General features: G+C 64.2%; 16 protein-coding genes. 7 read left to right on the top strand and 9 right to left on the bottom strand.

From position 1 onward, the window contains the following. Positions 1-6: 6 nt before the first annotated feature. Genes IPM84_05720 through IPM84_05705 form a run of 4 tightly spaced genes read right to left on the bottom strand, consistent with a single transcriptional unit; the run spans position 7 to position 3827 of the window. Positions 7-504 carry a DUF488 domain-containing protein gene (locus tag IPM84_05720; protein MBK9092266.1) on the bottom strand — a complete coding sequence of 166 codons (498 nt, stop codon included), beginning with the start codon at positions 502-504 and terminating at the stop codon, positions 7-9. Further along, positions 497-1111 (bottom strand): DUF488 domain-containing protein, encoded by a 615-nt coding sequence (locus tag IPM84_05715; protein MBK9092265.1) that lies wholly within the window; start codon positions 1109-1111, stop codon positions 497-499. The genes IPM84_05720 and IPM84_05715 overlap by 8 nt, the downstream gene beginning before the upstream one ends. Before the next feature lie 14 nt (positions 1112-1125). Then, entirely contained in the window at positions 1126-1431 is a 306-nt protein-coding gene (locus IPM84_05710; protein ID MBK9092264.1) for a hypothetical protein, read from the bottom strand. Continuing rightward, complete coding sequence (locus IPM84_05705) at positions 1428-3827, bottom strand: right-handed parallel beta-helix repeat-containing protein (GenBank protein MBK9092263.1); 2400 nt, start codon at positions 3825-3827, stop codon at positions 1428-1430. The genes IPM84_05710 and IPM84_05705 overlap by 4 nt, the downstream gene beginning before the upstream one ends. A gap of 263 nt (positions 3828-4090) precedes the next feature. On the opposite strand from IPM84_05705, the gene IPM84_05700 reads away from it, so the two are divergent. The 6 genes from IPM84_05700 to IPM84_05675 all read left to right on the top strand — a co-directional run bounded on the left by IPM84_05700 (position 4091) and on the right by IPM84_05675 (position 16677). Further along, the gene (locus tag IPM84_05700; GenBank protein ID MBK9092262.1) at positions 4091-6142 is read left to right on the top strand and encodes a protein kinase; all 2052 of its coding nucleotides are present in this window, start codon (positions 4091-4093) and stop codon (positions 6140-6142) included. 1066 nt (positions 6143-7208) lie between these two features. Beyond that, positions 7209-8114, top strand: coding sequence for an O-antigen ligase family protein (locus IPM84_05695; GenBank protein ID MBK9092261.1), 906 nt, complete (start codon positions 7209-7211; stop codon positions 8112-8114). Then, entirely contained in the window at positions 8111-10906 is a 2796-nt protein-coding gene (locus tag IPM84_05690; protein ID MBK9092260.1) for a protein kinase, read from the top strand. The genes IPM84_05695 and IPM84_05690 overlap by 4 nt, the downstream gene beginning before the upstream one ends. A 10-nt stretch (positions 10907-10916) precedes the next feature. Next, positions 10917-13247: an SUMF1/EgtB/PvdO family nonheme iron enzyme gene (locus tag IPM84_05685; protein ID MBK9092259.1), complete on the top strand. Its 2331-nt coding sequence runs from the start codon at positions 10917-10919 to the stop codon at positions 13245-13247. Positions 13248-13254: 7 nt separating this feature from the next. Continuing rightward, the gene (locus IPM84_05680) at positions 13255-14646 is read left to right on the top strand and encodes a hypothetical protein (protein MBK9092258.1); all 1392 of its coding nucleotides are present in this window, start codon (positions 13255-13257) and stop codon (positions 14644-14646) included. Positions 14647-14655: 9 nt separating this feature from the next. Continuing rightward, on the top strand, positions 14656-16677 hold the full coding sequence (locus IPM84_05675; GenBank protein MBK9092257.1) for a hypothetical protein: 2022 nt from the start codon (positions 14656-14658) through the stop codon (positions 16675-16677). Between the two features lie 1474 nt (positions 16678-18151). Here the strand turns inward: IPM84_05675 and IPM84_05670 are convergent. From IPM84_05670 to IPM84_05655, 4 genes are all read right to left on the bottom strand, one after another. Next, positions 18152-18367 carry a hypothetical protein gene (locus tag IPM84_05670; GenBank protein ID MBK9092256.1) on the bottom strand — a complete coding sequence of 72 codons (216 nt, stop codon included), beginning with the start codon at positions 18365-18367 and terminating at the stop codon, positions 18152-18154. An 87-nt stretch (positions 18368-18454) separates the two neighbouring features. Further along, positions 18455-19303, bottom strand: a complete 849-nt coding sequence (locus IPM84_05665) for a hypothetical protein (GenBank protein ID MBK9092255.1) — start codon at positions 19301-19303, stop codon at positions 18455-18457. Positions 19304-19776: 473 nt separating this feature from the next. Beyond that, entirely contained in the window at positions 19777-20580 is an 804-nt protein-coding gene (locus tag IPM84_05660; protein ID MBK9092254.1) for a hypothetical protein, read from the bottom strand. Between the two features lie 139 nt (positions 20581-20719). Beyond that, a complete protein-coding gene (locus IPM84_05655; GenBank protein MBK9092253.1) occupies positions 20720-24598 on the bottom strand; it encodes an AAA family ATPase in 3879 nt (1292 codons plus the stop codon). A 335-nt stretch (positions 24599-24933) separates the two neighbouring features. Here IPM84_05655 and IPM84_05650 point away from each other — a divergent pair, with 335 nt between their 5' ends. After that, a complete protein-coding gene (locus IPM84_05650) occupies positions 24934-25200 on the top strand; it encodes a hypothetical protein (GenBank protein ID MBK9092252.1) in 267 nt (88 codons plus the stop codon). Between the two features lie 53 nt (positions 25201-25253). Here IPM84_05650 and IPM84_05645 read toward each other — a convergent pair whose 3' ends face one another. After that, positions 25254-26672 (bottom strand): O-acetylhomoserine aminocarboxypropyltransferase/cysteine synthase, encoded by a 1419-nt coding sequence (locus IPM84_05645; GenBank protein ID MBK9092251.1) that lies wholly within the window; start codon positions 26670-26672, stop codon positions 25254-25256. Positions 26673-26727: the final 55 nt, after the last annotated feature.

Below are 26727 nucleotides of genomic sequence, written 5' to 3'. Positions count from 1 at the left end.
CCATGTTCACCCTTCATCCTTCACCCTCAGATGTCTGACCGGGCTGCTCAGCGCGGCGGTCAGGTGGGCGGCCAGCAGGGAACGATGGCAGGCCTGGGGCGCCTGTTCCACGCACAGCAGGGCGATGACATGACCGTAGGCGCTCAAATCGGCCAGGAGCTGAGCGCTGTCCAGCCCAGCCAGGCACTCCTGCTCATACTGAGCACTGAACGCCGGCGCCAGCGCGGCCCGTTGACGCTTGGCGACACGGCCGGCCGCGTCGGCGGCGTCCTGCACGTGGCGCAAGGCGTGACTGGGCGCCAGGTCAGGCCGGTGCAGATAGCGGATATTCAGCGCGGCCAGCCGGTCTTGCAGGCGCCGGCTGTTGGCAAAGGCATAGGCCGCGCCCCGCACCCCGCGGCGTCGGCGAATGTCGCACACCGCTTCGACGCCGGCGGCTTGCAGGGCCTGAAAGAAATGGTCGGCATCGAAGCCATAGACACCGATTGTAACGATTTCAATCATATCCGCCCCCATCGTCACTCTCATCCATGTCGCCATCTTCGTCATCATCATCATCATCGGTCGCCTGGTAGCGTTTGCGTGACGTAAATGTGGGAGCGCCAAACAACCCCAGTTGACCGCCGGTCAGGCGGGCGATGACCGCCGCGTGCGACAGCGGCTGGTCGTTCTCATCCAGGTGAATCACCGGAATGTCAAGGCTGGTGAGAGACTCGCCGATCAGCTTGCTGCGATGACACTCTTCGGGCCGCCCCTCGCTGCACAGCAGCACCACGCGGCGCTGTTGGGCAAACGCACGGCGGAGGCGACCGATGCCCTCCTGGTAGGCGGCCGTCTGCTTGACCAGGTCGTAATCCACCTTGCCATCGCGGTAGCAGGCGGGGTCGGCGGGCCGGCCGCCGAGGAGATCTCCCATGTACAGATAACGAATGTGACGCCGCTCGATTTCGCGCGCCAGCGACTCTTTGGAGAATTCGGGCTTGAAACGCGAGTAGGGCGCGGAGCGAATGTCAATCACAAAGGCGATCTGCCACGTCTGCAGAACCGCCAGCAGCGCCTCCACACTGCGCGCACCATAGCCGATGGTGTAAATGGGGATTGGATCGGTCATACTTCGTCCTTCATTCAATTCGCGATGCCCAGCACCTCGACGTTGTCAATGTAGCCGAAGTCGCTGCTGTCTGCGCTCCATTGACCGAAGGCCAGCTTGAAGTCGCTGCGGTTGGCCGCGCCGGCCGGCAGGCTGAACTCCATGAGGTGCAGCGCGCCGTTCTCCTCCGGATCGCCATTCTTGATCGTCTCGATCTTTTGCCAGGCCGCGCCATCCCACCAGTAGGCGATCAACCGTTCGGAGGCCTCGTAGGACGCCGCGCCCAGGGCGACGCGGTACACGATGTCATGGTAGCCGGCCGTGGAAACGGTGCGGTTCATCCAGCAGTTGTTGCCGGCCATGCGGACGCTGTACGCGCCGATCCTGGGGTCGCCGCTGTACCAGGTGGTGCTGCCCTCCTTGTACCATCCGCTGAAACCGGCCTCGAAATCATCCAGAAAGATGCGCTGCAGCCCGGCCGCAGGGGTGGGGTGCTGGTCGGCGCGGGCGTGGGGGTGGGCGTCGCGGCGGCGGTCGGCGTGCTGGTCGGCGCAGGGGTGGGGGTGTTCGTCGCGGCGACGGTCGGCGTGCTGGTCGGCGCGGGCGTGGGGGTGTTCGTTGCGGCGACGGTCGGCGTGCTGGTGGGCGTCGGGCCGGTGGCGAAGCCTCGCACGACCACATCGTCGCTGAAGCCGTAGTCGTTGGTCGCGCTGCCGTTGAGCTTGAAGCGCAGGCCGAAATTCGGGTTGTTGTCGGCGCCCTGCGGCAGTTGGAGCTCGAAGGGGTTGAGCAGGTTGTTCTCCTCCGGGTCCCTGTTGTTGATCTGCTTCAGCACGACCCAGGCGCTGCCATCATACCAGAGGGCCTGCAGATTCTCGCTGTCGTTGTCCAGGCTGTGTGCGCCCAGGCCGAAGGCCACGGAGATGAAGCGGTAGCCCACGGTCGAGATCGTCTTTTCGATGCTGCCGGTGACGCGCAGGCGCGCGCTGTGCGTGCCGTTCTTGGGTGAGCCGGTGTACCAGGTGGTATTGCCGCTGCGAGCCCAATCCAGCGCGGTCTCGAAGCCGTCCGTGAAGATCGCCTCGCCGCTGCCGATGGGCCGCGCCGCGATGTAATCCACCCTGGTTTCGGTGTCCTGCCCCAGGTCGTTGAACGCGGTCAGGCTGACGGTATAGTAGCCGGGCGCGGTGTACTCATGGGTCGGATTTTGCAGAGTGGAGGTTCCACCGTCGCCAAAATCCCAGGCCCAGGCGGTCGGCGCGGCGCTGGAGAGGTCGCTGAAGCTGACCATCAGCGGCGTGGCGCCCGCGGTTGGGCTGGCCGTGAAGTTGGCAACCGGCGGCTGCGGCGCGGCCTGGAACTCGTAGGCGCCGATGTCCCACAGCCCGTTGTTGGGCCGCGGGGCCGCGTCGAAATCGTGATCCGGGGCTGCGGTCGCCGCGCCGTGATCAATGGCCGGCGATGTGGGCTGTAAATGAAAATCTGCGCCGGTCGCGTTGACGAAGGCCGGGTCTCCTTCCACGTAATCGGCCCCGCGCAGCTCGCCGGTCCGACCGCGGAAGCCGTCAATCAGGTTGTGATCCACGGTCAGGGCCGCGGCGGGCACCCCCTCGGCCAGGATAGTGAAGAAGTCGTTCTGGCTGACGATGTTGTTACGGATGACGATATTCTGCACGGACGGCTCTGCCACCTCGATACCGCCGCCCCAGACGCCGTCGCCGTTGTCGTAGAAGGTGTTGTTGATGATGGCGATGTCGTGAATGGGATGGGGATAGCCGGCGTCCCAATCGCCGATGGTGATGCCCTTGCGCGTGTTGCGGTAGAGCACGTTGTTGATGATGGTCACGTTGGTCAGCTCGCCGCCGCGCTCCGAGGCCAGGGCGATGCCGTGGTGGAAGCAGTTATGGCTGCGGTTGCCGTCCAGGGTGATGTTGTAGGTGGGCGAGTCCCAGGCATCCACGTAGAGGCAGAGGCGGTTCATGTCGTGGACGTAGTTGCCTTTGACCAGCACATCGTGCGAGCCATCCTTGATGTCAATGCCCTCGCCGCCGTTGGCGCCCGGGCCGCCGTGATGCACGTGATTGTCGAGAACCTGCACATAGGCGCTCTGGGTTACGGAGATGGCCTCCTGCTCGCCGTTGTTGTTGGCAAGCTCCACCTCGTTGTTCTGAATCACCGTGTTGGTGCTCGTCCACGAGGCAAGGCCGGAGTGCAGGGTGTTGTAGGTGCGATTGTTTTCGATGATGCAGTTGTCCGCATGGTAACAGATGATGCCAAAGCCGTCGGTGATGTTCTGCACCACGAAGCCGCTGATGCGCACGAAACCGGCGTAGTCCACGCGGAAGCCGCCGTCGAAATAGTTCGCCAGGCTCATGCCGTTCGCATCCACCACCGGCGTTTCACCCGGATAGGCAGCAAAAGTGATGAACACGCCGGCCGCGCCAGAGTGGGTGATGCGCACCGCCTCGTGGTAAACGCCTGCGCGCACATAAACCGTGTCGCCGGCCGACACGGTGTCGGCCGCATGCTGAATCGTCCGCCAGGGCAGCGCCTCCGTGCCCGGATTGCTGTCCGCGCCGGTCGTCGCCACATAATAGAAGGCGCTGGCGCGCGCCAGCGGCGCTTGGGCGGCGGGGAGAAGCAGGGACAGGATCATGATGCAGAGAAAAAGGAAGCGAAAAGACAAGCGAAAAGAAAGGGGAGAAGAAGAGACAGAAGAGGAGCGATGGAATTTCATGGAATGGTCTTTCTCTCGATAGATCGTTGGTCGTCCGGCCAACCCGCGCACGAATGAATTCACGGGCTGATACACGCATCACGTATCATTCTACGCCCTTCTTCCAGGTCTGTCAACAAAAAAGAGAATATCCCAATTCATGCGGCGGCGCGCACCCGTTTTTGTCCTTTCGTCTGTTTTGACCGATAATACGCAAACTGCAGCGCGCTTGCGCAGACGGTAAATTCCTTTTATCATCTCTTTTCATAAGAAAGGCCCACCCCATGGCGACATCACTGGTTGGCAGACGCCTCGGTAAGTACGAAATTCAAGCGGAAATCGGTCGCGGTGGCATGGGTGTTGTCTACCGCGGCTATGACCCCGCGCTGCAGCGCGTCGTGGCCGTCAAGGTCCTGCCGCCGCAACTGGCCATGGACCCCGACTTCGTGCGCCGCTTTCATCGCGAAGCCGTCATGGCCGCACAGCTCAAACACCCCAACATTGTCACCATTCACGATGTGGGCGAGCACGAGGACTTCCACTTCATTGTCATGGAGTACCTCGAAGGGTCCCCGCTCGACCGCTGGCTGACCAGCGGCCTCCTGGGTGTGGATCAGGTCAATCGCGTGGTACGCCAGGTGGCCGACGCCCTCGACTTTGCCCACAAACGCGGGGTCGTCCATCGCGACATCAAACCGTCCAACATCATGGTGTCCAACGATGGTCATGTCACCCTGATGGACTTTGGCCTGGTGCGCGCCACCGAAGGCACCGTGCTGACGATGAGCGGCGCGGTCATGGGCACGCCGGAGTACATGGCCCCCGAACAAGCCCAGGGTCAACCTACCGATCATCGGGCCGACATCTACGCCTTCGGTATCGTGATCTATCGCCTGCTCGTAGGCCGCTTGCCCTTCGAACGCACCACCGCCCCTGCCTTGATCCACGCGCATGTCTACGAAGCGCCGCCGCCCCTGCGCCAACTACGGCCTGATCTGTCCAGGGTCGTGGAAGCCGTGGTGCTCAAGGCGATTGCCAAACAGCCGACCGATCGCTATCAAAGCGCAGGGCAGTTGGCGCGCGAGTTCGAAGCGGCTATCGGCGGTAAGGCCGACGCAGGGCTGGCAGCGCCCGTCGCACCCCCTGTCGCCGGCGGCAGCGGACGCGCATCCACCCCGCCTGGCGCCAGCCGTCCTCCCACCCCGTCCGGCTCCACGACCGCGCGTCCGCGGCCACGCACAGCACCGCCCGCCGCCCGCCAACCTGCCAGCAAGATGCCGATCCTGATCGGCCTGCTGCTGCTGCTCCTCGTGGCAGCCGTTGGCGGCGCGTGGCTGATCACGCGGCCCCCCGAAACTCCAACCGCCACGCCTGCACCGACCGTCGTAGTGAAAACCGGCGACGAGGTCACGCCAGCGCCATCGCCGACCCCGACGCCGACCTCTACACCGACAACGGCGCCGACAGCCACGAGTACGCAGGTGATCGTGGTCGTCGCGTCGCCAACGCCGACCCGGTCCGTCGTCACAGCCACCAAAGCGCCCACAGCGACGGCCACCCCCACGGTCGTGCCCACGGCCACGCCCGCGCCCACGGCCACCCGGCCTGTGGCCGCCCCCACCAAAGCGCCCACCAAAGCGCCCGCGCCGCCCGCACGGCCCGGCCTGGTGCTCGATTTCGAGCAGGATCAAACCTGGCGCCGGGGCGATGAACCCTACGGCGCCTTTACCCGTTCCACCGAGCAGGCCAAACTCGGCGCCAGCAGCGGCAAGCTGGCCTATGACTTCGCGGCCGTCACCAACAACTACGTCGTCTTCGAGCTGCGGCCGGCCAAGGCCCTGTCCGGCAACCCCACCGGGCTTACCGCCTGGGTCTTCGGCGACGGCTCCGGACATTTTCTCAATGTTTGGATCAAGGACAAGGCCAGCGAGGTGCGCGCCTACTCCTTCGGCCAGATCTACCACCAGGGCTGGCAGCAGATGACCGCCTGGTTCAACGATCAGGCGCCCTGGCCGGCCGGCCACATCAGCGGCCCGGACAACCAGGTGCTCGACTATCCCGTCAGTTTCTTTCAGTTCGCCCTCGATGGCGTGCCCGACGGTTCCGCCAGCCGCGGCGCCATCTACCTGGACGAGGTCTTCATCACCAACGCGCCGATTCCAATCGGGCCGACGCCGACGCCGCCCAATGTCAATCCGGTCCCGACGATCTCCGGTTCCGCACAGCTCACCTTCGCCCCGGGCCGCGACGCGCTGGCCGCCGCCGGCAGCCTCCTGAGCCTGGGCCTGCTGCTCGGCTTTGCCCTGCTCGGCGCCTGGCCCACCCGCCGGCGCTGACGCCGTCCAGGATGAGGGGTATCAACGCAAAGTCGCCAGGACGCAGAGGCGCAAAGGCTGGCCGCCGCCGTCTGTCGCGTGACATACCCAAACCGTAGGTCACGCCTCCGGCGTGACAACGCCCTCGGCGACAAATCACGCTTCGGTGTGCCCCAATTCGTGGCAATTCGTGCAATTCGTGGCAAAATCCGGCGCGGCGCGGGATTGACCGCGGCTCACAGATGCGGTATGATTGTCGGTGCATGGTCTCCCATGCATCCTGTCTGCATGTGCCATTGACGAAGCAAAGGTAGTCGCATGTACTTGATGTACGTAGATGAGAGCGGTGATTGTGGATTGACGAATAGCCCAACTCTTGAGCAGAACCCCGCAAACGCAAAGGACGCCAAAGGCGCAAGACGCCCGTGAATGAATTCACGGTCTGATACACCGAAACCTGCTGAAGCAGGTTGGTGTTGGGTGTGACGGCTGAATTCGTGAAATTTGCGGAGAACGAATTCACGGGCTGAACCACCAGAACCTGTCACGACCGGTTCCCACCACCGCAACCCGCTTGAGCGGGTTTGACGTATCAGACACCGAATTCATTCGGCGTCCGCAACGCGAATCCAATTCGTGTCAATTCGTGAAATTCGTGGCAGGGCATGAATGAATTCAGAAGGATCATCCGTATACCCCTACCTCCTCGGCCCGCACCTGATCCGCCTGACCGGCCTGCTGGCGGTCGTCCTCCTGCCCCCTCTGGTTCAACCCGTGGGCCGATGTCGCGTTCGAGCCGGCCAAGATCGCCCTGTTTCTGCTCCTCGTCCTCCTCGCGGGCAGCATTGCCCTGCCCACCTGGCTGCGTAAACCGGACGCGCTGGCCGCGCCGCCGCGGGCGCTCCGGCGCTGGCTCAGCGCCTACCTCGCCATCATCGCCGCGGCCACCTTCGCCTCGGTTGACCCGCCGGCCAGCCTGTGGGGCACCCCCAACAACCTGCACGGCGCGCTGGTTCTGGCCGCCGGCCCGCTCTTTGCCCTCCTCCTGCTGTTGTCCTGGCGCACCCTCGCTGCGCGGCAACGCCAGGTGACCGCGCTGATCCTCGGCAGCGTGCCCGTGACCCTCTACGGCCTGATCCAAGCCCTGGGCCTTGATCCTCTGTCCTGGACCACCGACGCCATTTCGCCGGTACTCTCCACGCTCGGACGCTCCAACTTTCTCGGCGCCTACCTGGCGCTGATCATTCCCTTCACCCTGGCCCGCCTGTGGGAACCGCTGCCATCCGGCCTGACGCTGCCGGCGGCCCGCTGGCGCACCGGAGTGGTGCTGGCGCTTCAAGTGACCTGCCTGCTGTTGACCCAAGCCCGCGGCGCCTGGCTGGGCGCGACGGTCGCCGTGGCAGTCTGCCTGGGGCTGCTGGCCTACCGCTGGCGCGATCGGCGCCTGGCCCTGGCTGCCCTGCTGGTCTGCCTGCTGGGCGGCGCCTGGCTGCTGATGATGAACCGGGTCAGCCTGGTTCGGCAGCCAACGGCGGTATCGGCCTCAGCGCCCTTTGTCGAATTGCGGCTGGCTTCCACCGCCACGCGGCTGCTCATCTGGCGTACAAGCGCCGGTCTGATCGGCCCGCGCTGGCTCCTGGGCTATGGGCCGGCGACCTTCACCCCGGTTTTCAAGCCCAACTCCCCGGCAGAATTGACATCTTGGCAAGATTCGGCTATTGTAACTGACCCGCACAACCTGGTGCTGGATCAATGGCTGACGCTTGGGCTGGCTGGGCTGCTGGCCCTGGTCGCCACGGTCGTCACCTTCTACCGCCTGACCTGGCGTGGACTGCTGAGCACGGCTGACCGCCCGGCGCATGCGCGCAGCGCCGCGGCCCTGGCGGCCGTCACCGGCTTCTTGGTCCAGGCGCAGTTCAACCCGAACGTAATCGTCACGCTTGCCATTTTTTGGATCGCTATGATGTTGGGAGTTGCAGAGGGACATTCATGAGTTCATCCCTGATTGGAAAACGGCTTGGCCGCTATGAAATTCGCAGTGAAATTGGCCGCGGCGGCATGGGCATGGTCTTCGAAGCCTTCGACGCCCTGCTGCAGCGGACTGTGGCCATCAAGGTGCTGCCGCCGCAGTTTGCCTTCGATGAGGACTTCGTGCGCCGCTTCCATCGCGAGGGCGTGATGTCGGCTCAATTGCACCATGTCAACGTGGTCACCATTCACGACGTGGGCGAGCATGACGGTTTTCACTACCTGGTGATGGAATTTCTCGAGGGCAAAACGCTCGATCAGTGGCTCAAGGATCATGGCACTATGCCGCTGAGCCAGGCTGTGCCGGTCCTGCGCCAGATTGCCAGCGCCCTCGATTTTGCCCACAGCCGCGGCATGATCCATCGCGACATCAAGCCTTCCAACATCATGCTTACGGCGGAGGGGCACGCCACGCTGATGGACTTTGGCCTGGTGCGCGCGGCCGAAGGCGCCATGCTCACCCGCACCGGCATGGTGGTGGGCACGCCCGAATATATGGCGCCCGAACAGGCCACCGGCGCCGAGGTAGATGCGCGTACCGATGTCTACGCGCTGGGAGTGGTTCTCTACCGCATGTTGAGCGGAAAGCTCCCCTTTACGCGCTCAACGCCCTACGCCGTCACCTATGCGCACATCCATGAGCCGCCGCCGCCCTTGCGCCAAACCCGCGCTGACTTGCCGCCCCGCCTGGAGACCATTCTGCTCAAGGCGCTGGCCAAAGACCCGGCCGCGCGCTATCAACGCGCCGGGCATCTGGCCGACGATTTTGCCGCAGCCGTGGCGGAGTTGCCGGCAGCTGTCCGTACCACCGTGCCCACCGCGGCGGTGACAAGGGTCGCACAGCCAGCGGCAGAAGTTCATGCGGCGCAAACTCTCATTGGCGGCGCGCCGACCCTCCGCATGGAAAGCGAGCCTCCGGTGGTCGCACCTGCCTCATCAGCCGCGCCTGCGGTCGCAACCACGCGAGCGGGCGCGACGCGGCTGCCGCTCATCATCGGCGCCGTGGCCCTGCTGGCCGTCCTGGGCATCGTCGGCGCGCTGCTGGCAAGCAACCGTGGCTCCGCGTCCGCGCCCACGGCAACCCCACAGGTGCTTGTCGTGGTTTCGCCATCCCCGCTCGCGACCACTCTTATCGTCGAAACTCCGCCGCCGGCCACGGTGACGGCGACGGTTGCCACCGCCACGCTGGCGCCCACCGCGACGGCCGCGCCGCTGCCGTCGGATACGCCCACCGCGGCGGCGACGGACACGCCCACGAATACGCCTGCGCCCACCGCCACGCCAGCGAACACGCCCACGCCCCGCCCGGCGGTCACGGTGGCCCCGCTTGCCCCTGGCGTGGTGCTTGATTTCGAGCGCGATGTCGCCTGGCGTCGCGGTCAGCAGCCCTATGGCACGCTGACGCGCTCAGCCGAGCAGGTCAAAGCGGATAAGTCGGCCGCCAAATTGGCCTACGATTTTGCCGCGGTGGCCGACAATTATGTCGTCTTCGAAGCGCGGCCGGCCTTGAGCCTGCCCGGCAGTCCCACCGGCCTGACCGCGTGGGTCTACGGCGAGGGCGCCGGTCATTTTCTGAACGTTTGGATCAAGGACAAGGCCGGCGAAGTGCGCGCCTACACCTTCGGCCAGATCAAACATCAGGGCTGGCAACAGCTCACGGCCTGGTTCGATGATCGCGCGCCCTGGCCGGTGGGCCACATCAGCGGCACGGACAACCAGGCCCTGGACTATCCCGTCAGCCTCTTTGCCCTGGTGCTCGACGGTGTGCCGGACAAGCAGGCCAGCCGCGGCGCCATCTATCTGGATGATGTGCGCGTCACGACGGCGCCCATTGCCGCCGCATCGGTCACGCCCGGCGCCGGTGCATCCACGTCCACCCCTGCCCCGTCCGGCAGCACAGCCACACCGAGCGGCGGCGGCAGCCCAGCCGGCCTGAGCGGTCGCATTGCCTACGCCACCTGGAACGGCAGCAGCATGGACACGGTGCTCTACAACGTCAGCAATGACAGTCGGGGTACGATCATCGGCAACATGCGCCAGCCCGATTTCAACGTCAACGGCGAATTGGTGGGCAACGGCGATGGCGGCGGCGCCGATAACCTGGTGCGCACCGACCGCAATGGCGGCGGCAAACGCCTGATCAGCGAACACCCCGAAGATATGCACCCGCACTGGTCGCCGTCCGGCATCAGCGTGATCTTCGACTCCAGCGCGCAGGGCGACGGGCGCTACCGGCTCTATTTTCAAGAGGATGCCGGCGCCCGCCGTGAGACGCCGCCGCTCAAGATCGGCGCCCAGGAGTTGTTCGGACGTTACCCGGTCATCCTGGAAAGCTGGCGCGTGGCTTTCAACGGTTGTGACAACTGGGCCGGCGGCCGCACCTGCGGCATCATGACGATTGACACCAGCGGCAATAATCCCGGCGTCGCGACCGATCAACCGGGCGACATACCAACCGACAACCGCGGCTCTCAGATTCTGTTCATGTCGAACCGTGATGGCAATTGGGAGGTCTACCGCGTGGGTGAAGACGGCGGCGGACTACAACGACTCACCAATAACCCCGCCAATGATGGTTTGGCAACCGCTTCCCCAGACGGCAACTTCATCGCCTTCGTCTCCAACCGGGATGGCGGCTGGGCGGTCTTCGTCATGCGCGCGGACGGCAGCGAGCAGCGCAAGCTGTTCGACCTGAACGGCGGCTACGGCAGCGGTGATTGGGACTGGACCCAGGAACGCTTGAGCTGGGGGCCTTGAGGAGAAAAACATGGCAGACCCATTGATTGGGCAGCAGATCGGCAAGTATCAGATTCAGAGTGAGCTGGGGCGTGGCGGCATGGGGGTGGTTTACCGCGCCTACGACCCTGACCTGCGGCGAACGGTGGCGATCAAGATTCTCGCGCCCCAGTTGGCAGCCGACGAAGACTTCGTCAAACGCTTCCAGCAAGAAGCGATCATGTCTGCCAATTTGCACCATCCGCACGTGATTACCATTTACGATGTGGGTGCGACCGGCGACCTGCATTATCTCATCATGCAGTACCTGGAAGGCGCCACGCTGGAGCACTGGGTGCGTAAGAATGGCCCGATGCCCCTGGCACAGACCGCGGACGTGGTACAACAGGTTTCGCAGGCGCTCGATTACGCGCATGACCAGGGCATCGTCCACCGCGATATCAAGCCGGCCAATATCATGCTCAGCCCCAGCGGGCAGATCACGCTGATGGACTTTGGCCTGGTGCGGGCGGGAGCCGGCACCGGGTTGACGCGCACAGGCATCGTGATGGGGACGCCAGAGTACATGGCGCCCGAACAGGCCCAGGATGGCGACATTGATCGTCGCACCGATCTCTACTCGCTGGGCGTGGTCATCTACAAGCTGTTGACGGGGCGCGTGCCGTTTGCGCGCACCACGCCCGTGGCTACCATCTTTGCCCATGTCCATGAAGCCCCGCCGCCCATTTGCCAGGTCAAGGCTGACCTGCCGCAACCGATCGAGGCGGTGGTGAGCAAGGTGCTGGCCAAGGACCCGGCCGATCGTTACCAACGCGCCGGCGAATTGGCACGCGATTTTGTCATCGCCAGCCAGGGACACACGCCGCCCGGACTAAGCACACAGGCAGCCGCGCCGCCGCCGGAAAGGACGATCGTAGCAGACGCCATCGCGCCATCCCCGCGCAAATCGGCGCCGGCCGCAAAATCGGCCGCGTCGCAGCCTGCGGCGCGACCCGCAACGCCGACCAGTCAGCCTTTCCCGCTGCCGTTGGTGGCCGGGCTGGCAGTCCTGCTCGTGGTGGTGATTGCCGGCCTGGGCATCGCGCTCAGCGGTTCCGGCGGGCGCCAGCCCCCCACGGCCACAACCGTGGCCCAAGGCAGCACGCCGGCCACCGGCGCCACGGTTCCAGCGGCAGCCACCACCGCCGCACCAGTCGCAGCGCCGGGCAGCGACACGCCCGCGCCATCACCGACGCCGACGGTGTCGCCGTCACCGACGCCCACACCCGCGCCAGAGTTGCGCATCATGGGCGCGGCGGTCAATGTGCGCAGCGGGCCGGACATGGCCTACCCCATCCTGGCGCGCTTGCGCAAAGGCGAAAAGCTCACAATCACCGGGCGCTACGCGGCTAATGAAACCGGCGCCTGGTGGCAATTCATGTACAACCGCACCCCGGCCTGGATCGCCGCCTCAACGCTGATTACCACCACCGGCCTGGTGGAAACAGTGCCGGTCATCACCGAGACGCTCAAGCCCGAACTTGGCCCAGGCTCGGCGCGCATCAGTGCGCAGGACGGCATGATGCAGCTTTATGTGCCGGCCGGGCCTTTCTTGCGTGGCTCCACCGGCACCGACCTGGTGGCCGACGATAACGAGAAGCCGCAGAGCGTCCTGACGCTGTCTGCGTTCTGGGTGGATCGCACCGAGGTCACAAACGGCATGTTCAAGCAGTTTGTAGCGGCGGCCAAGTTCCAGACGACGGCCGAAAAAAACGGCCAGTCGCGCGTGTTCGATCCCACCAGTAAATGGAACCTGATCAAAGGCGCAAACTGGCAACACCCCTTTGGCCCGGACAGCACGATTGAGGGTCAGGACGATTATCCGGTGACGCACATCAGTTGGAACGATGCCGTGGCCTACTGCCGCTGGGCTGGCCGGCGTCTGCCGACCGAGGCCGAATGGGAAAAGGCCGCGCGCGGCCCGGATGGCCTGCTGTATCCCTGGGGCGACGAGCCGACGGCGGGTGATCTGGTCAACTTTGCCGATTCCAACCTGGATATCTACGGCGCCGAGCGCGGCGTGGATGACGGTTTTCAATTCGCAGCACCGGTTGGACACTATCCGGCAGGCGCCAGCCCCTACGATGCGCTCGACATGGCCGGCAATGTGCAGGAGTGGGTGTCTGATTGGTACGAGAAGGGCTATTATGCCAAAGCTCCGGAGGGCGATCCGCAAGGTCCAGCCACCGGGCAGGCGCGTGTCAGCCGCAGCGGTTCCTGGTGGACCACGGCCAAAGTCGTGCGCACCAGCTTCCGCAGCGCGTATGGCCCCACGGATGTCTATGCCATCTTCGGCTTCCGTTGCGTGGAGTCGGGCCAGTGAGCGCCCGATGACGACGCCCACAAGCCCGCGCGGCGATAGTAGCGAGTATGACGCCGTGGATCAACCATCACTCGCCAGCTTCTGGAGCCTGACGCCCGGCCAACGTGAGGCCGTCTTGCTCGACGGCATCCTGCAAACGCACGCCTGGCACTTTACGCGCAACCGCGCCTACCAGCAAACGGTCGCCGCCCGCGGGGTGGGGCCATCCCTGGATGCCGGCGCGCTGGCGCGTGTGCTGCGGCCCACGTCACAGACCTTCAAGTCCTACATTGATCTGCTGGGAACACCGTTTCCGCAAGACCGCCCGCTCGAATTCCTGGGCTGGTTGGCGGATCAGCTCTCCATCGAACTGCCGCGCGCGCGCTTCAGCCGCTTTCGCCCGCGCTACGGCTCGCTGGAGGCGCTCTTGCGTGCCATCGAAGCGATCTTCGCCGACCTGGGCCTGGAAATCCTGACCTCCAGCGGCACCTCCGGGCGAGCCACCATCCTGGTGCGCAACCAGCAGGCCCTGGCCCGCACCACGGAGAGTTTCTACCTGTCGTTTCAGCGCTACTTCGCAATGCAGGCCGATCACCGCGCCATCTTCATCATGCCGCGGCAAACCCGCATCGCGATGGCGCGCATGGCACAGTTCAGCACACAGGGCATCGGTCTCGCGCCCGAGCGGGTGCATTTCACGATCCCGTTTGCCGCCCAACCCGACCAGGTGCGCATCCGCGCCGGCCGTACCTGGCGCAGCGGCTGGGCCGGCATGGTCGAACGCCGGCTGTGGCACCCGTTCATGCACTGGATGGGCGACCATGTCGTCACCCCCAGGGCGGTGCAGAGCACGGTCAGCTTGCTCCGGCAGGCGTCGGCAGCCAGGGAAAAGGTGCTCTTGTTCGCCGGTTGGACGCACCTGCACGCAGTGGCATTGGACATCCTGCGCCAGGGAACGCCGCTGCGCCTGACGCCGGGCAGCCTGGTCGGTTCTGGCGGCGGCATGAAGGAACGCTACCCCCACACGCCGGCCGAGATCAGGGCGACCGTCGCGCAGGCAATGACTTCGGCCGATGGCGAGCCGGTCATGGTGCGCGACACCTACGGCATGGCCGAGGGCAATTGGGCGGCCATGCAGTGCCGGCACGGCAACTATCACCTGCCGCCCTGGATCCACGCAGCCACCGTGGATGCGAACGATGCGCTGCAGACGGGCGCGGACACCACCGGCCTGCTGGCCTTCTTCGATCCTTTCGGCGGCGGCGAGCTGTTCCCGGCTTTTTTCAAGACGGCCGACCGTGTGCATCTGCTGCGCGGCGACGCATCGTGTTCATGCGGCGAGGCCGGCGCCTATCTCGCGCAAGGCTCCATTCAACGCGTGGATCTACTGGACGAAGCCGGCTGCGCCGCGCAGCTATAGGGGTGGGACATGGACGGTTTTTGGCTGCCCGACGCTTTGCAGCAGCAGCCCGCCTTCGCGAACGTGGGCTACCGAACGCTTTCCTACCTGGACGGCCAACCCGCGGCGCCGGACGATCCGCGTGCGGTGACGGCCCGCTATCCCGATCTGCAGCCTTCTGACTGGCAGGCGCTCCTGGCCGGGCTGCGCGGCCAGCGCACGCGTGTCCCGACTGGGGCCGCGTACTGGGTGCGCCTGCAAACAGCCTTGCAAGTGGCCGGCCGCCGCCTGGCCGATCCGGCCGATCCTCTGCGCCGCGAGATTCTGACCGCGCTCCCCATCTACACCGGCTACTCAGAAGCGATGATCCGCATGACGCTGGCCGCGCTGGACATGATGGCGCTGGACCAACTGCCGGCCGCGTATGCCAGTTTGCCCACCTGGCAGGCTGCCGCCGCGTGGCAGCCTATCCCCGGCCTCCCCGGACGGTTGCGCTTCTATCCGGCCGCGACGCCTGGCTGGAACCTGGCGCGATTTCTGCGCCGCCGCCAGGATGGTCCGCTCCCTGGCGAAGTGACTGCGCCTGAACTGGTGGTGGGCTACGGCGCGGGCAACGTGCCGGGCACCGCGCTGCTGATCACCTTCCTGGCGCAGGCCACGAGCCTGGCTGCGGACACGGCGCCGCCGGCCATCGTCATCCGCAATTCGCGCCAGGAACCGCTGTTCGGGCCGCTGGTTCTGCGTGCGCTGGCCGCGGTTGATCCTGACCTGGTGGCGAACGTCGCTCTGCTGATTTGGGACTTCGAGGATGAGCGCATCCAGGCGCTGCTGCTGGCCCAGGCAGACCTGATTGTAGCCGCGGCCGGCGATCAAACGATTAGCGAGATTGGTCGGGCCGCGCGACACGCCGCGCCCGCGCAGCCGCCGCGGCTGCACGCGCACGGACACAAGGTCAGCTTTGCGGCCATCGGCCGCGAGATGCTGGCGCCGCAAGCCCGGCTGCCAGACGCGCCCGCGCTGCCGCTGCTGGATGTGGTTGCGCTGCTGGCGGCCCTGGATTCCATCTTCTGGGATCAGAACGGCTGCCTGTCCGCGCGCGTGCATTTCGTGGAAGTCGCAGACGCGGGCGTCACCGGCCAGGCGAGCCTTGCGCGCTACGCCGAACGCCTGACCGCGCACTGCCAGACCCTGGCGACGCTCCTGCCGCGCGGCGCCTGGCCCCGTCAGCCGCTGCACGATCGTTTCGATCGCTACAAGGCGCTGGAGGCCACGGGGCAGGTGCGGGTATGGTCAGGCTATGACGATGACTTTGTCGTTGTGGTGGACGAGCGCCCTTTGCCAGCGGACCGGCGGCAGGCGGCCGGCCAGTGGCTGAGCCAGGTCAACGGTTGTCAGGGCCGCGTGATCGTGGTGCGGCCGGTGGCAAACTTACTGGAAATCCCGGAGCGCTACCTGGCGCTCCTGCCGCCTGGCAACCTGCAGTCGCTGAGTGTGGCCGTTGGGCAGGCAGGGGTCGGGATAACCCCGCGTTTCTGCATTTTGCCGAGGCCTGCGGCGCCCGCGGCGTCACCGCCATCCGCACCGTGGGCCGCGGCGCGTTTCCGCAACTGGCCTACTCCTGGGATGGTCTGCTCCCGCTCGACCTGGTGCGCACCCGCCCGCCCGGTCACTTCACCACCATCGAATTCGACGACCCACTCAGCGAAATCGCCGCCACCTGGCAACTCCTCCAACGCCTCGCGCCCCTGTAACGCAATCCGCCGGATTGCAGCGCCCCTACTTTCCCCACTCCCACGGCCGTGTGTTCTGGAAGATCCAGGCGGCGGTGTGAAACGCGGAAAGGCCCACCAGCGCCAGAGCGGCCTCCCAGCGCGCGCGTTCGTCGGGCAGGGCGCGGCCCAACAGCACGGCCGCCAGCGTCGTCAGCGGCAGGCTGCTCAGGCTGAACAGGTCCCAGTCACGCTGGCCGCCGTAGTCCGGGTTCCAGAGCAGAATGAAGAGCAGGCTGCCTGCAGCCGCGACCGCGAGAAAGCGCACGTAGACAGAAAGTGACGGCGCCGCGGCAGTCAGGGGTCTCGCCAGGCAGAGCAGTACAACCGCCAGACTGACCGGCGCGCTGAGTAACTGCTGATTGACGATGTCGAGCAGGTGTCCCCAGGAAAACATAGTGTAGTGCTCCCAGCGCGTGGCGGTGGTCCACAGGGGCACCAGCCAACGGCCGTCGCCGCCGCCGGGGCGATCGCTGCTGAGCAGCGCCTGCAGGCCGTGACCGCCGGCCTGCATCATGGCAATGACACCCAGGCCGATCAGCAGCAAGGGCGCGGCCGCCTGCAGCAGGGTTCGCGGCCAGCCGACGCGCCGGGCGCTGATCGCGGCCAGGACGAGGAGCGACGGCGCGAGGTTGAGTGTGGAGGGATGCAGGGCGTTAGCCAGGCCCAGGGCGGCGGCCGTGACCCACAGCGGGGTCTTGTTCGCCAGCGTGCGTGCGGCCAGCCAGAGATAGATCATGATGGCGACGGCGGGCAGGGTGTAGTTTTCGACATAGCCGAAGAAGAGTTGCATCGTGCCCAGGCTGAGCAAGAGTCCGGCCACGAGCAGGCGCTGGCCGCGGCTGCGGCCCGCTTCCCAGGCCAGTTGCAGCACCACAAAGACGTAGACCGCGCCGGCCGCAACACTGGTGATGGCGTAGGCGGGGAAGGCATCGGGCCACTGCCAAAGGCGCTGGCCGAGCGCCCACAGCTTCGCGTGCCAGAGGACGGTCAGGGGCGCCTGCCAGGTGTAGACCAGACGCAGGGCCGGATCGGGATAGGGGATGGCGTTGGTGAGGATGTAGGCGTCGCCCCAGCGCGTGTGTACCAGGCGCAAGGCCCAGAAGAGCGGTATGGAGAGCAAGGCCAGGGCTGCAAACCAGCGCATGGGGGGTTGTGACGGCGGTGCAGTTTCTGTGGAGGCGACGCTGCGCGCAGCCTTCAGCAGGCGGTCGGTCAGCGCGGGGATGCAGAGCGCCGCCACCAGCAGCGCCAGCGTCCAGCGTACGGCCGGAGCGAAGAAAGTGATGGGCCAGAGGCCCCAGGCCGCGGCTTCGCCGAAGCGGGGCGCGGCCAGGTGCAAGATGAGAAGGACGAGAACCAGGCCGCGCAGCGACCAGAGCAAGCGCCTGGAAGGCGAAGTGTCAACCAACATGGGACGCATTGTACCGCGCCGCGGTCGGAGTGACAAAGCGGGCCAGGGGCGCGGCGCGTGACAGGTCGAAAAAAGAATCGAGAGGGCGAGCCAGGGAGCAGCTCGTCCTCTCGATCAGCGAAAAAACCCCGAGATCGGAAACCAAACCCACAGGCTGCAGACGAAGGATTGCAGCCCATTTCCTAGAGGCTCGATGCCATTCGTGGGCTGTTTCCCGGGCGGCAGGCAGGGGAAAACAGCCACGAATATCATCGCCCGCCCAGACGGGAGAGAGTCTGGGAGCAGAGGCCGGGAGCGGCCCTGCACGATCCCAGGGGGACAGTAGGCAAAAGCCAGAACAATGTCAGGGGCAGACAGTCATGGGGGCAGGCGTGACGGGGACATCCAGACGAGCGGCCATCTGCGCCACGAAGTGCAGTGACTGCGTCGGGCTATCGAACTGCCAGCGTTCGCCGCTCTGGACATGCTCGACCTCACTGTACCAGTGATCCGACGGCTGTTCCTGGTCATCACACCACAGGCGTACCACGAATGAGACGTATTTAGCCGCGGGAAACATGGTCTCCTCCTTATATGCAAGCCCAGCCGGAACAGCCAACAACCGCAATCAACGTTGCCACAAACTACTGTGCAGAACCGATCGTGACTAAGGCAACGTGCGCCATTCCAGCACAATCTCAGGGTCAACAACTGAAGAGTCAGATGTGTATCCCCAAACGATTCTGTTGCCGTAAATCACTGCGCCCAGAACAGCCGCTTTTTCACCTGGTGGTGGTGTAAGGGCAAGGAACATGCGTTTGTTCACCAAATCGTAGATATACAACGGCCTCCTGCGAGAAGCTATCCAATACAGCCACTGACCATCCAAGCGTGGATCTCCAGATTCTCCGCCTGGGGCGGCAATCACTTCTCGGCGCCCATCTCGTAGATCATAGACTACAGCCTCAAACCCTTGGCTATATCGTGGACCAGCTTTCCATATTGCCCATGGGTATGAGAACGCAGGCATACTACTTTTTCCGTCGGTTGTCAACGCGACACGTTGCCCGGTATCCAAATCGAACAGATAGATGTTATTACCTCTTCCCCGATTATCAGGTAAATCTTGTTCGACAACCAACTTGCCGCCTGAGAGCGCGGGGGCCACCCACATATAGTTAGTCTCGGCACAGATGCGGTCCAACTCGCGTTGCTCACCTGTGCGAAGATTGCGCAGTGCCAGTATCGTTTCCGTACACGCAGCCTGTTTGGATTGCTTTAGCTGTGTCCACACCACCCAATCACCGTCGGCTTCTATATCTGGCCCGGGCCACGAGTCCGCGTCTCCGGCTTCCTCAACAACAACCCGTTCATTCCCGTCTCTGAGATTCAATGCCCGCACGATCCAGGCCGCGTAGTCGTCTTCATGAGTATCAACAAAGATCAACCAGTCACCGCTGCGAATTGGTTTATAGGTTGCTATATCGCCATCATCGAAGTTCGTCGTCGCTACCATCTCGATAGGTCCGCCAGCAAAGGGATAGCGGAAAATATGACGCCGGTCGTCTGAACCTAAGACAAAGTACAGGTGGGTCTCATCGGGAACAAGCCAGGTTGCGCGTTGGGTTTGTGCCGGTAACCGGTGTAATAGCGCCGGCGTCAGAGTAGCCCAAGCCGTAGTGGGAGTAGGTGTAGGAGTCGGCTTCGAAGGTGATGTGGGGGTAAACGACGGCGTCGATGCAGATATGGTAGGAGTCTTGGTCCGCGACGAAGTGGCAGATACCGAGGGTATCGCTTGAACCAGGGTAGGCGTTGCTGTTGGTGTGAAAGTCAGTTCTCTGCCATGACTGATCTCGCCAGAAGTTTCATCTGACGGAGACATAAGGGGTGTTCGCGTCGCTTGGCAGGCGGTCAGCATTGATAGGCCAATCGCCAAGTTAAGCCAGACACTCGCTCTGACTCTTACAGGCAATACTCTGATCATCGGTGTTACCAGACCTGTGAATTGTTACGGCTGACGTGCTGCCACAACTGTTCCATAGGCATGCTCTGACGATAAGAGCCATAATAGCCTGCCGCCGTACCAGAGGTTTCCGTATAGTAAATGGTCGTGTTAGTCGCACCAGGCGCATTGTAGCCATAAATGGCTATCACATGCCGAACGTCTCGATTTCCCCAACCACTCATTATCTGTCCAGATGACGCACCTGTTCTTAGAGCAGTGACCATCGCGTAACCATTAATAATATCCATTTTTATGTAGTATCTCAGATAATTCTCGTTACCGGCGGCATCCAAGATATACCAGGTGGTACCCAAGCGTCTATTCAGAACGTCTCGAATGAATCGAGTATAAACGCCCCAGGTTGGGTCAATATATTCTTCTGCACCAATCACATCTATGTGGGGTATTTGTGAAGCATCCAGGCGCGCATCAAGCACAACCTGGGTCGCACCGGGACCGCAATAATTGCGGTGAGCAGAATCGTTAGGTTCAAGCCAGGTACCCACAATTACTATCCGATAATCAAGTACACCTTCAGTCACCGTTTCGAGATTTTCCACAAATTGTTTGGCCGTCTCGCTCTTGTTGGCTATCTCCAGTTGTTCTTCTGCTGATGGAACATAATTGGGGTCTGGTCCATTTCGCATTTGGGCATCGTCAACCTCGTCAAAATAACCCACATGGGGCGCCTTTTCATTCGGTTGTGCCTGCGTCTCACCAGCCGAAGAAAGTGCCAGGATAACTGCAAGCCCAATAATGGTAATTGCTCGTAGATACAACTTTGTCATTGAAACCTCCGCCTAATACTCACGCTTGATGGCGTCACAAACTATCATAAAGTATAACACGCAAGTGGCTACAAACTGGCTACAAATGGGTGTTTTTAGGGGGAAAAATCAACGAGTTTCGAGGCAGTTTGGCGCCAGGTCAAGGCTCGATGAGGACGTCTTGCCAGAACCACCATTCGAGTGCAGAGGTGGGAAAGCGTTTGATGCGGGGTTTGAGGAGCAAGGAGTAGCGGGCATAGAGAAGCGGCACCAGCGCCGCCTCACGGATCAGAATTTGCTCGGCCGCCTGATAGAGGCGCACACGCTTGTCCTGGTGCGGAGTGACGCGCGCTTCTTCGACCAGGGCCTGGTACTGGGGATGACGCCAGCCGCCATAGATGCGGCGGAAGATCACCTCGCGCAGGAAATTGTCGGGATCGGGGAAGTCGGCGGCCCAGGCGGTGATGCGCAGCGCGGGGCGCGTGGTCAGCAGACGATCCACCAGCTGCCCCACCGGCACAATGTCCCAGTCAACCTGCACGCCCAGGTGTTGGCGCCACTGCTGCTGGGCGTAATGGCAAATGGGGTCGGTGCCGGCGTGGCTCAGCGCGGTCAGGGGCGGCAAACCGCGGCCACCCGGATAGCCGGCCGCGGCCAGGGTTGCGCGCGCGGCCTGCGGATCGAAGGGGAGGGCCAGGCCAGGGCTGTGCGCGGGCATGCCGGGCGGAATGAAGCCGCCGCTGGCCGGAAATTCGTAACCGCGCTGCACCACCTCGGCCAGGTAGGTGCGATCAAGCGCCAGGGCCAGGGCGCGCCGTAAGAGAGGATTGTCGAATGGCGGCTGCGAGGCATCGAACTGCAAAATCCACGAGCGCAAGGTGGGCAGCGACACATAGTCACCGGGAAAACGCTGGCGGGCGCGATCTTGCATGCCGGGTGAGGCGCCTTCCAGGTTGAGCACATCGAGTTGATCGGCCTCATACGCGGCCAGGCCGTCGTCGTAGCTCAGGCCCAGGGACAGTTCCACCCGTTCGATGTTGCCGGCACAGTGGCCAAAGTAAGCCGTGTTGCGCACCAACGAGAGGCGCTGGCCCGCTTGCCAGGCAGCCAGGCGATAGGGGCCATTGCTCACAAAATGCTCCGGCTGTGTCCAGGCTGCGCCCTGTTTCTCCACCACATGCCGCGGCACCGGGTACCAGGCGCTGCAGGCCATCAATTGCAGGAAGTAACCCGTGGGCCGCTCCAGTTCCACCAGTAGCGTCAGATCGTCCAGCGCATGCACGCCCACCTGGTCAATGTGGGTCAACTGGCCCTGGCGATAGGCCTCTGCGCCCTTGATGTCGTCGAACGACAGGCCCAAGAATGGCGAACGTGGCGTGCCGCCCAGGATGCGCTTCCAGGCATACTCGAAATCGCCCGCGGTCACCGGCTGGCCGTCGCTCCAGCGCACATCCTCGCGCAGATGGAAAACGTAGGTCAGGCCGCCGTCGCGCACATCCCACGCGCGCGCCACCGCCGGCACCACGCCCAGGTCAGGCGTGCGTTCGAGTAGGCCGCGAAAGAGCAGATCGGCCGTGCCGCTGGTGTAGAATTCCCAGGTTTGCGCCGGGTCCAGCGCCGTTGGTTCAGTCCAGTTGATGCGAAAGGTCTGCGGCTGGCGCGCGGCCGGCGGCAGGGGTTGGCTGCTGCTGCGCTGCCAGAGGGCAAATCCCCGTTCGTAGGCCTGGCGCGCCTGCGGGAATTGAAACGCGGTGTGATAGGTCAAAGCCAGCTTCATGAGCGTACGCGCGCTTTGCTCATACTCGCCCATCTGCTCCAACAAGGCCAGCGCTTGCTCGTAAGCCTCCACTGCCGCCTGGTGCGCATACAGGCCGCGCGCACGGTCGCCCAGCAGCAGCAGGTACGTCACGGCCTTGCCTGTTTCCTGGCCGTGATAGGTGTGGCGGGCGGCCGCGTGATGCAGCGCCAGCGCCGCCAGCAGCTCATCATCGGACAGACCCTGCCCGCGTGCCGGTCGCCGCGGTGCAGCGCCTGGTTTATCGCGTTGCGTCAGCGCGCTGATCTCGAACGCAAAAATCTTCTCCAGGGCTTCGGCCGCCCGGTGATGCAGGAGCAGACGCCGGCCCACGCTCAGGTGCTGATAGACAACCGAGCGCACCAGTTCATGCAGAAAATGGTAGCCCGCCGCGTGTTCGCCAAGCAACTGGCGGGCTAACAGTTCTTCGCTGGCGCTGATTGACTCCAGTTCATCACGGCCGGCGGTCAGGTACAGCACATCGCGGCGCATGGCATTGCCGAGGATGGCGCCGGCTTCCAGGATTTGGCGCGCCAGGGGCGTCAACCGTTGCAGGCGTATCTCAACTGCCTGGCGCACGGTGTCCGGCAGCGGCAGATCAGTTTCCTGGGCGGCCGTTGTCGCTTGCGGCGGCCAATTGCCGGCCTCCATGAGGGCGCGCAAGGTCTCCAGGAGAAAGAAGGGGTTGCCGCCCGTGACCCGGTGCAACTGCATAACCGTCGGTTCAGCGAGGATTGTCGCCCCGGTCATGAACTGCGCCAGGCGGCGCACCATCGGCACATCCAGCGCGCCCAGGTCAATTTCGGTCAACACGCCGGCGCGTGCCAGGCTGTGGCGTAATTCGTGCAGCGGCGCGGCCTCTTCGCTGCGCACGGTGGCCAGCACCAGGATGCGGCTGCCATACAGCCGGCGCCCCAGGTAGGCCAGCCAGTCAAGGGTGGCCGCGTCCGCCCAGTGCAGATCATCCAGACACAGGACCAGCGGTTGAATTTCAGCCAGGTGCAGGACGATCTGGCTGAGGGCATTGAGCAGGTGCAAACGCGCCTCCGCCAGATCGGCGCTGTCAGGCAAAGGCGTCGCGGCCTGGCCGAACGCAAGCTCCGGCAGCAGACGCGCCGCCTGTTGTCGCCACACCGGGGCCGCCTGTGACACGAGCGTGGGCAGATCGGGGAGCGAACGCAGGGCCTCGCCGACCACCTGGTAGGGCAGGACATGTTCAGTGCGCTGCGCGTCGCCCAGGCCCACGAAGAGCGCAGCCCGTTCGCGCGCGGCGTTGACAAACTCATGCACCAGCCGTGTCTTGCCGATCCCCGGCTCCCCGTTGATCCAGACCACGTTGCCCTGGCGGCTCTGCGCGCGTGCGAACTGCTGCTGGAGCTGACGCAGCGCCTCGTCGCGCCCGAGCAAGGGCACATCAGCGCCGGGCAGCGCTACCCACGCCGGTCGCGTCTGCGGTTGCGCCAGGCGCTCCAGTTGTCCGTACAGAATGGCCTGGTAAGCAGCGCGCGTGGTATCCAGGGGATGCGTGCCCAACTCGCGCTCCAGGACGGCGACCAAACGGTCGAACTGGCGCAGAGCCGCGACGCGGTTGCCGCTGAGCGCGTAGAGCACCATGAGCGCGCGGTGAATTTCCTCGCGCACGTCATCCTGCGCCAGGTAATGCTGCGCCAGGGCAATGCCGGTCTCATAATCGCCCTCAGTCTGGCAGTGCTCGAGCACAGCACTGACCGCGGCGTCGTAGGTGTTGTGCAACGTTTCCCGTTCGTACCCCAGCCATTGCTCGTACTCGGTGCTTTCAGGGATCGTCAGTCCTGGCAGGAAAGGCCCGCGATACAGGTCGAGGGCGCGGCGCAACGCCGCGCGCCGCCCGGCGCCGGTTGGCGTGGCACACAGGCTCGCAAACGCGTCCACATCAGACCAGACCAGCGCCGGGTCCAGGCTGACGTGATCATCGCTCAGTTGCAGGAGGTCCGGCTGGGGCAAGGCGCGGCGCAGATGGGTCAGCAGGTGCGTCAGGTTGCGGCGTGCGGCGGTCTGGTGTGCGTCCGGCCAGAAGAGGAACACCAGATCGTCACGTGCGACCGGGCGCAGACGAACGGCCAGGCGCCAGAGCAGCGCGCGTGCCTGCCGGCGTGTAATGGCAAGTGGGCGTCCCTGCCAGGAAATCTCGCTTGAGCCTAAGACGCGCAGTTGCAGCGGAGCAGTGGGCGTGGTTGCGGAGGGTGGGACCTGTGGTACGGACACGGATGCTGTCTTCTCCCCCAATGGCGAGGAACTCCTTTTATTGTACTTTACATCAAGTCGGCGGAACGTGCAATCTGGGGGGAGAATGAGGAATGGAGACCGGAGACCGGAGATTGAGAACGGAACCCCGCCCCCCCCCCCCCCTCCGGCCGGGCCCCCCCCTCCCCCCGCCCCCGCTTTCTGGTTTCTCTCCCCTTTTTTCGGACCGGAGAACCCCCGCCTTCCGCATCGCCTTCCTGATCTCTAGAGACCGGAGATTGGGGAGCTTGTTTGGGAGGTGAGAGGGTTGTATAATGGGGGTATGGTGATTGTGATGTGGGTGAGGAGGTGATTGTATGACTTGGACAGAGGTTCAGCACGCGTATCCTGAGCAGTGGGTGGTCATGGAGGCGTTGGAATCACAGAGCGACGATGAGCAGTGGAAGGTGGATTCTGTGGCGGTGCTCGAAAGCTGCGCGGATGGGATGGCGGCGATGAACTGTTACCGGCACTTCCATCAGCAATACCCGCTGCGCGAGTTTCTCTTTCTCCATACAAGCCGCAGCAAACTGCAATTCCGAGAACACCGCTGGATGGGCATTCCTACACCAATTGCAAATTGAGTTTGCAGTGTGAAAATCTGCCCCCAGCGTGGTGCTGGGGGCAGATTCCTTTTTCAACGCCTGCCGGCCCACAGCGCCTGATCGAGGTCGGCGATGATGTCGGCGGGGTGTTCGGCGCCGATGCTGAGGCGGATCAGGTTGGATGACACGCCGCCCAGGTTGCGGCCAGCCTCGCCCTGCTGTTGATGGGTGGAGATGGCCGGGATGGTGGCAACACTCTTGATGCGGCCCAGGTCGGTGGCGCGCCAGACCATCTGCAGGTTGTCGAAGACCCGGCGCGCGGCCTGCGCATCATCCTTGACGGCGAAGCTCAGCAGGTAGCCGTAGCGGTTGACCTCCTGGCCGTAATCATCGGCGCCGTCAGCCAGCCACATGTAACGGGCGGCCACATCATGGCCGGGGGTGCTTGCCAGACCGGGATAGCTCACCTCGGCCACGGCCGGGTGATCCGCCAGGAAGTTAGCGACCTGCATGGCGCCGCGGCTCATCTGATCGAGCTTGGGGCGCAGGGTGCGCAGGTCATTCAGCGTCATCAGCGCGTTGAAGGGGCTGAGCGCCGGGCCATGATCGCGGAAGGGCAGCAGCTTGGTGTAGATGGCGAAGTTGGCGCGCATCTCGTCCGAGCCAACCCGGCTGGGAAGATCGTGGCGGGCAACCAGCGCGCCGGCAATGGCAAAACCGCTGGAGGCCATGGCCTTGCTGACCGAATGCACGACGATGTCCGCGCCGTGCTGCAAGGGGCGCATGAGCGCCGGCGTGGCCACGGTAGCATCCACGATCAACGGCACGCCGTGCGCATGGGCCAGGTCGGCCACCGCGGCCAGGTCGAACATGCCCAAACCAGGGTTCGAGGGCATTTCGCCAAAGACGAAGCGCGTGTTGGCGTCCATCTTACTGGCCCATTCATTGACATCGAGCGGATCGCGCACCCAGCGCACCTCGACGCCCCGCTCGGCTGCGTAGCGGCTGAAGAGCATGAAGGTGCCGCCGTAGCATTTGGCGCTGGTGACAAAATTCATGGGGTAGCTGCCGTGCCCGTTGCTGCGGCTGGAGGCCGGCGTCACGACCAGGAAGGGATTGGTCGCCATGAAGATGGCGCTCATCCCCGACCCGGTGACACAGGCGCTAACCTCACCGGCGTAGCCATAGCCTTCGAGCAGGGCCAGCGTTTCTTCCAGGTAGTGCAGGGTGGGGTTGGCAATGCGCGAGTAGGTCCACGATGGCATCTGGTAGGCCAGCGCAACTTCCATGTGATTGCTGTTCTCGAAATGCTGCGCCGGGCTGAGAAAGGCCGGCTCCAGGATGCTGCCTTGATTGGCCAACGCCTCCCGCATGTCATACATGCCATGCACGGCGATGGTGTCGAACTTCTTGGCGCGCATGATGGCGCGGCGGGCCGCGGCGGCCTGGCTCATCTCCTGCCCGCGCGCCAGGTAATCCTGCACGCTGGCCGATTCCGCGACGGTTGTCATGCTGACTGACATGGTCGTTGACATGAATTACATCTCCTCTTGGCGGCTCATCCGC

This window comes from Candidatus Amarolinea dominans, from assembly GCA_016719785.1.
GTDB lineage: Bacteria > Chloroflexota > Anaerolineae > SSC4 > Amarolineaceae > Amarolinea > Amarolinea dominans.
Note: the sequence above shows the minus strand (reverse complement) of the source record. Positions and strands in the feature narration are given on the sequence as shown.

Coding starts and splice junctions, on each gene's coding strand:
- IPM84_05665 (MBK9092255.1), bottom strand. CDS start 19,303: ATGGTAGCGACGACGAACTTCGATGATGGCGATATAGCAACCTATAAA.
- IPM84_05660 (MBK9092254.1), bottom strand. CDS start 20,580: ATGACAAAGTTGTATCTACGAGCAATTACCATTATTGGGCTTGCAGTT.
- IPM84_05645 (MBK9092251.1), bottom strand. CDS start 26,672: ATGACAACCGTCGCGGAATCGGCCAGCGTGCAGGATTACCTGGCGCGC.
- IPM84_05705 (MBK9092263.1), bottom strand. CDS start 3,827: ATGAAATTCCATCGCTCCTCTTCTGTCTCTTCTTCTCCCCTTTCTTTT.
- IPM84_05685 (MBK9092259.1), top strand. CDS start 10,917: ATGGCAGACCCATTGATTGGGCAGCAGATCGGCAAGTATCAGATTCAG.
- IPM84_05710 (MBK9092264.1), bottom strand. CDS start 1,431: ATGAACCGCACCGTTTCCACGGCCGGCTACCATGACATCGTGTACCGC.
- IPM84_05650 (MBK9092252.1), top strand. CDS start 24,934: ATGACTTGGACAGAGGTTCAGCACGCGTATCCTGAGCAGTGGGTGGTC.
- IPM84_05700 (MBK9092262.1), top strand. CDS start 4,091: ATGGCGACATCACTGGTTGGCAGACGCCTCGGTAAGTACGAAATTCAA.
- IPM84_05715 (MBK9092265.1), bottom strand. CDS start 1,111: ATGACCGATCCAATCCCCATTTACACCATCGGCTATGGTGCGCGCAGT.
- IPM84_05675 (MBK9092257.1), top strand. CDS start 14,656: ATGGACGGTTTTTGGCTGCCCGACGCTTTGCAGCAGCAGCCCGCCTTC.
- IPM84_05720 (MBK9092266.1), bottom strand. CDS start 504: ATGATTGAAATCGTTACAATCGGTGTCTATGGCTTCGATGCCGACCAT.
- IPM84_05690 (MBK9092260.1), top strand. CDS start 8,111: ATGAGTTCATCCCTGATTGGAAAACGGCTTGGCCGCTATGAAATTCGC.
- IPM84_05670 (MBK9092256.1), bottom strand. CDS start 18,367: ATGTTTCCCGCGGCTAAATACGTCTCATTCGTGGTACGCCTGTGGTGT.
- IPM84_05680 (MBK9092258.1), top strand. CDS start 13,255: ATGACGACGCCCACAAGCCCGCGCGGCGATAGTAGCGAGTATGACGCC.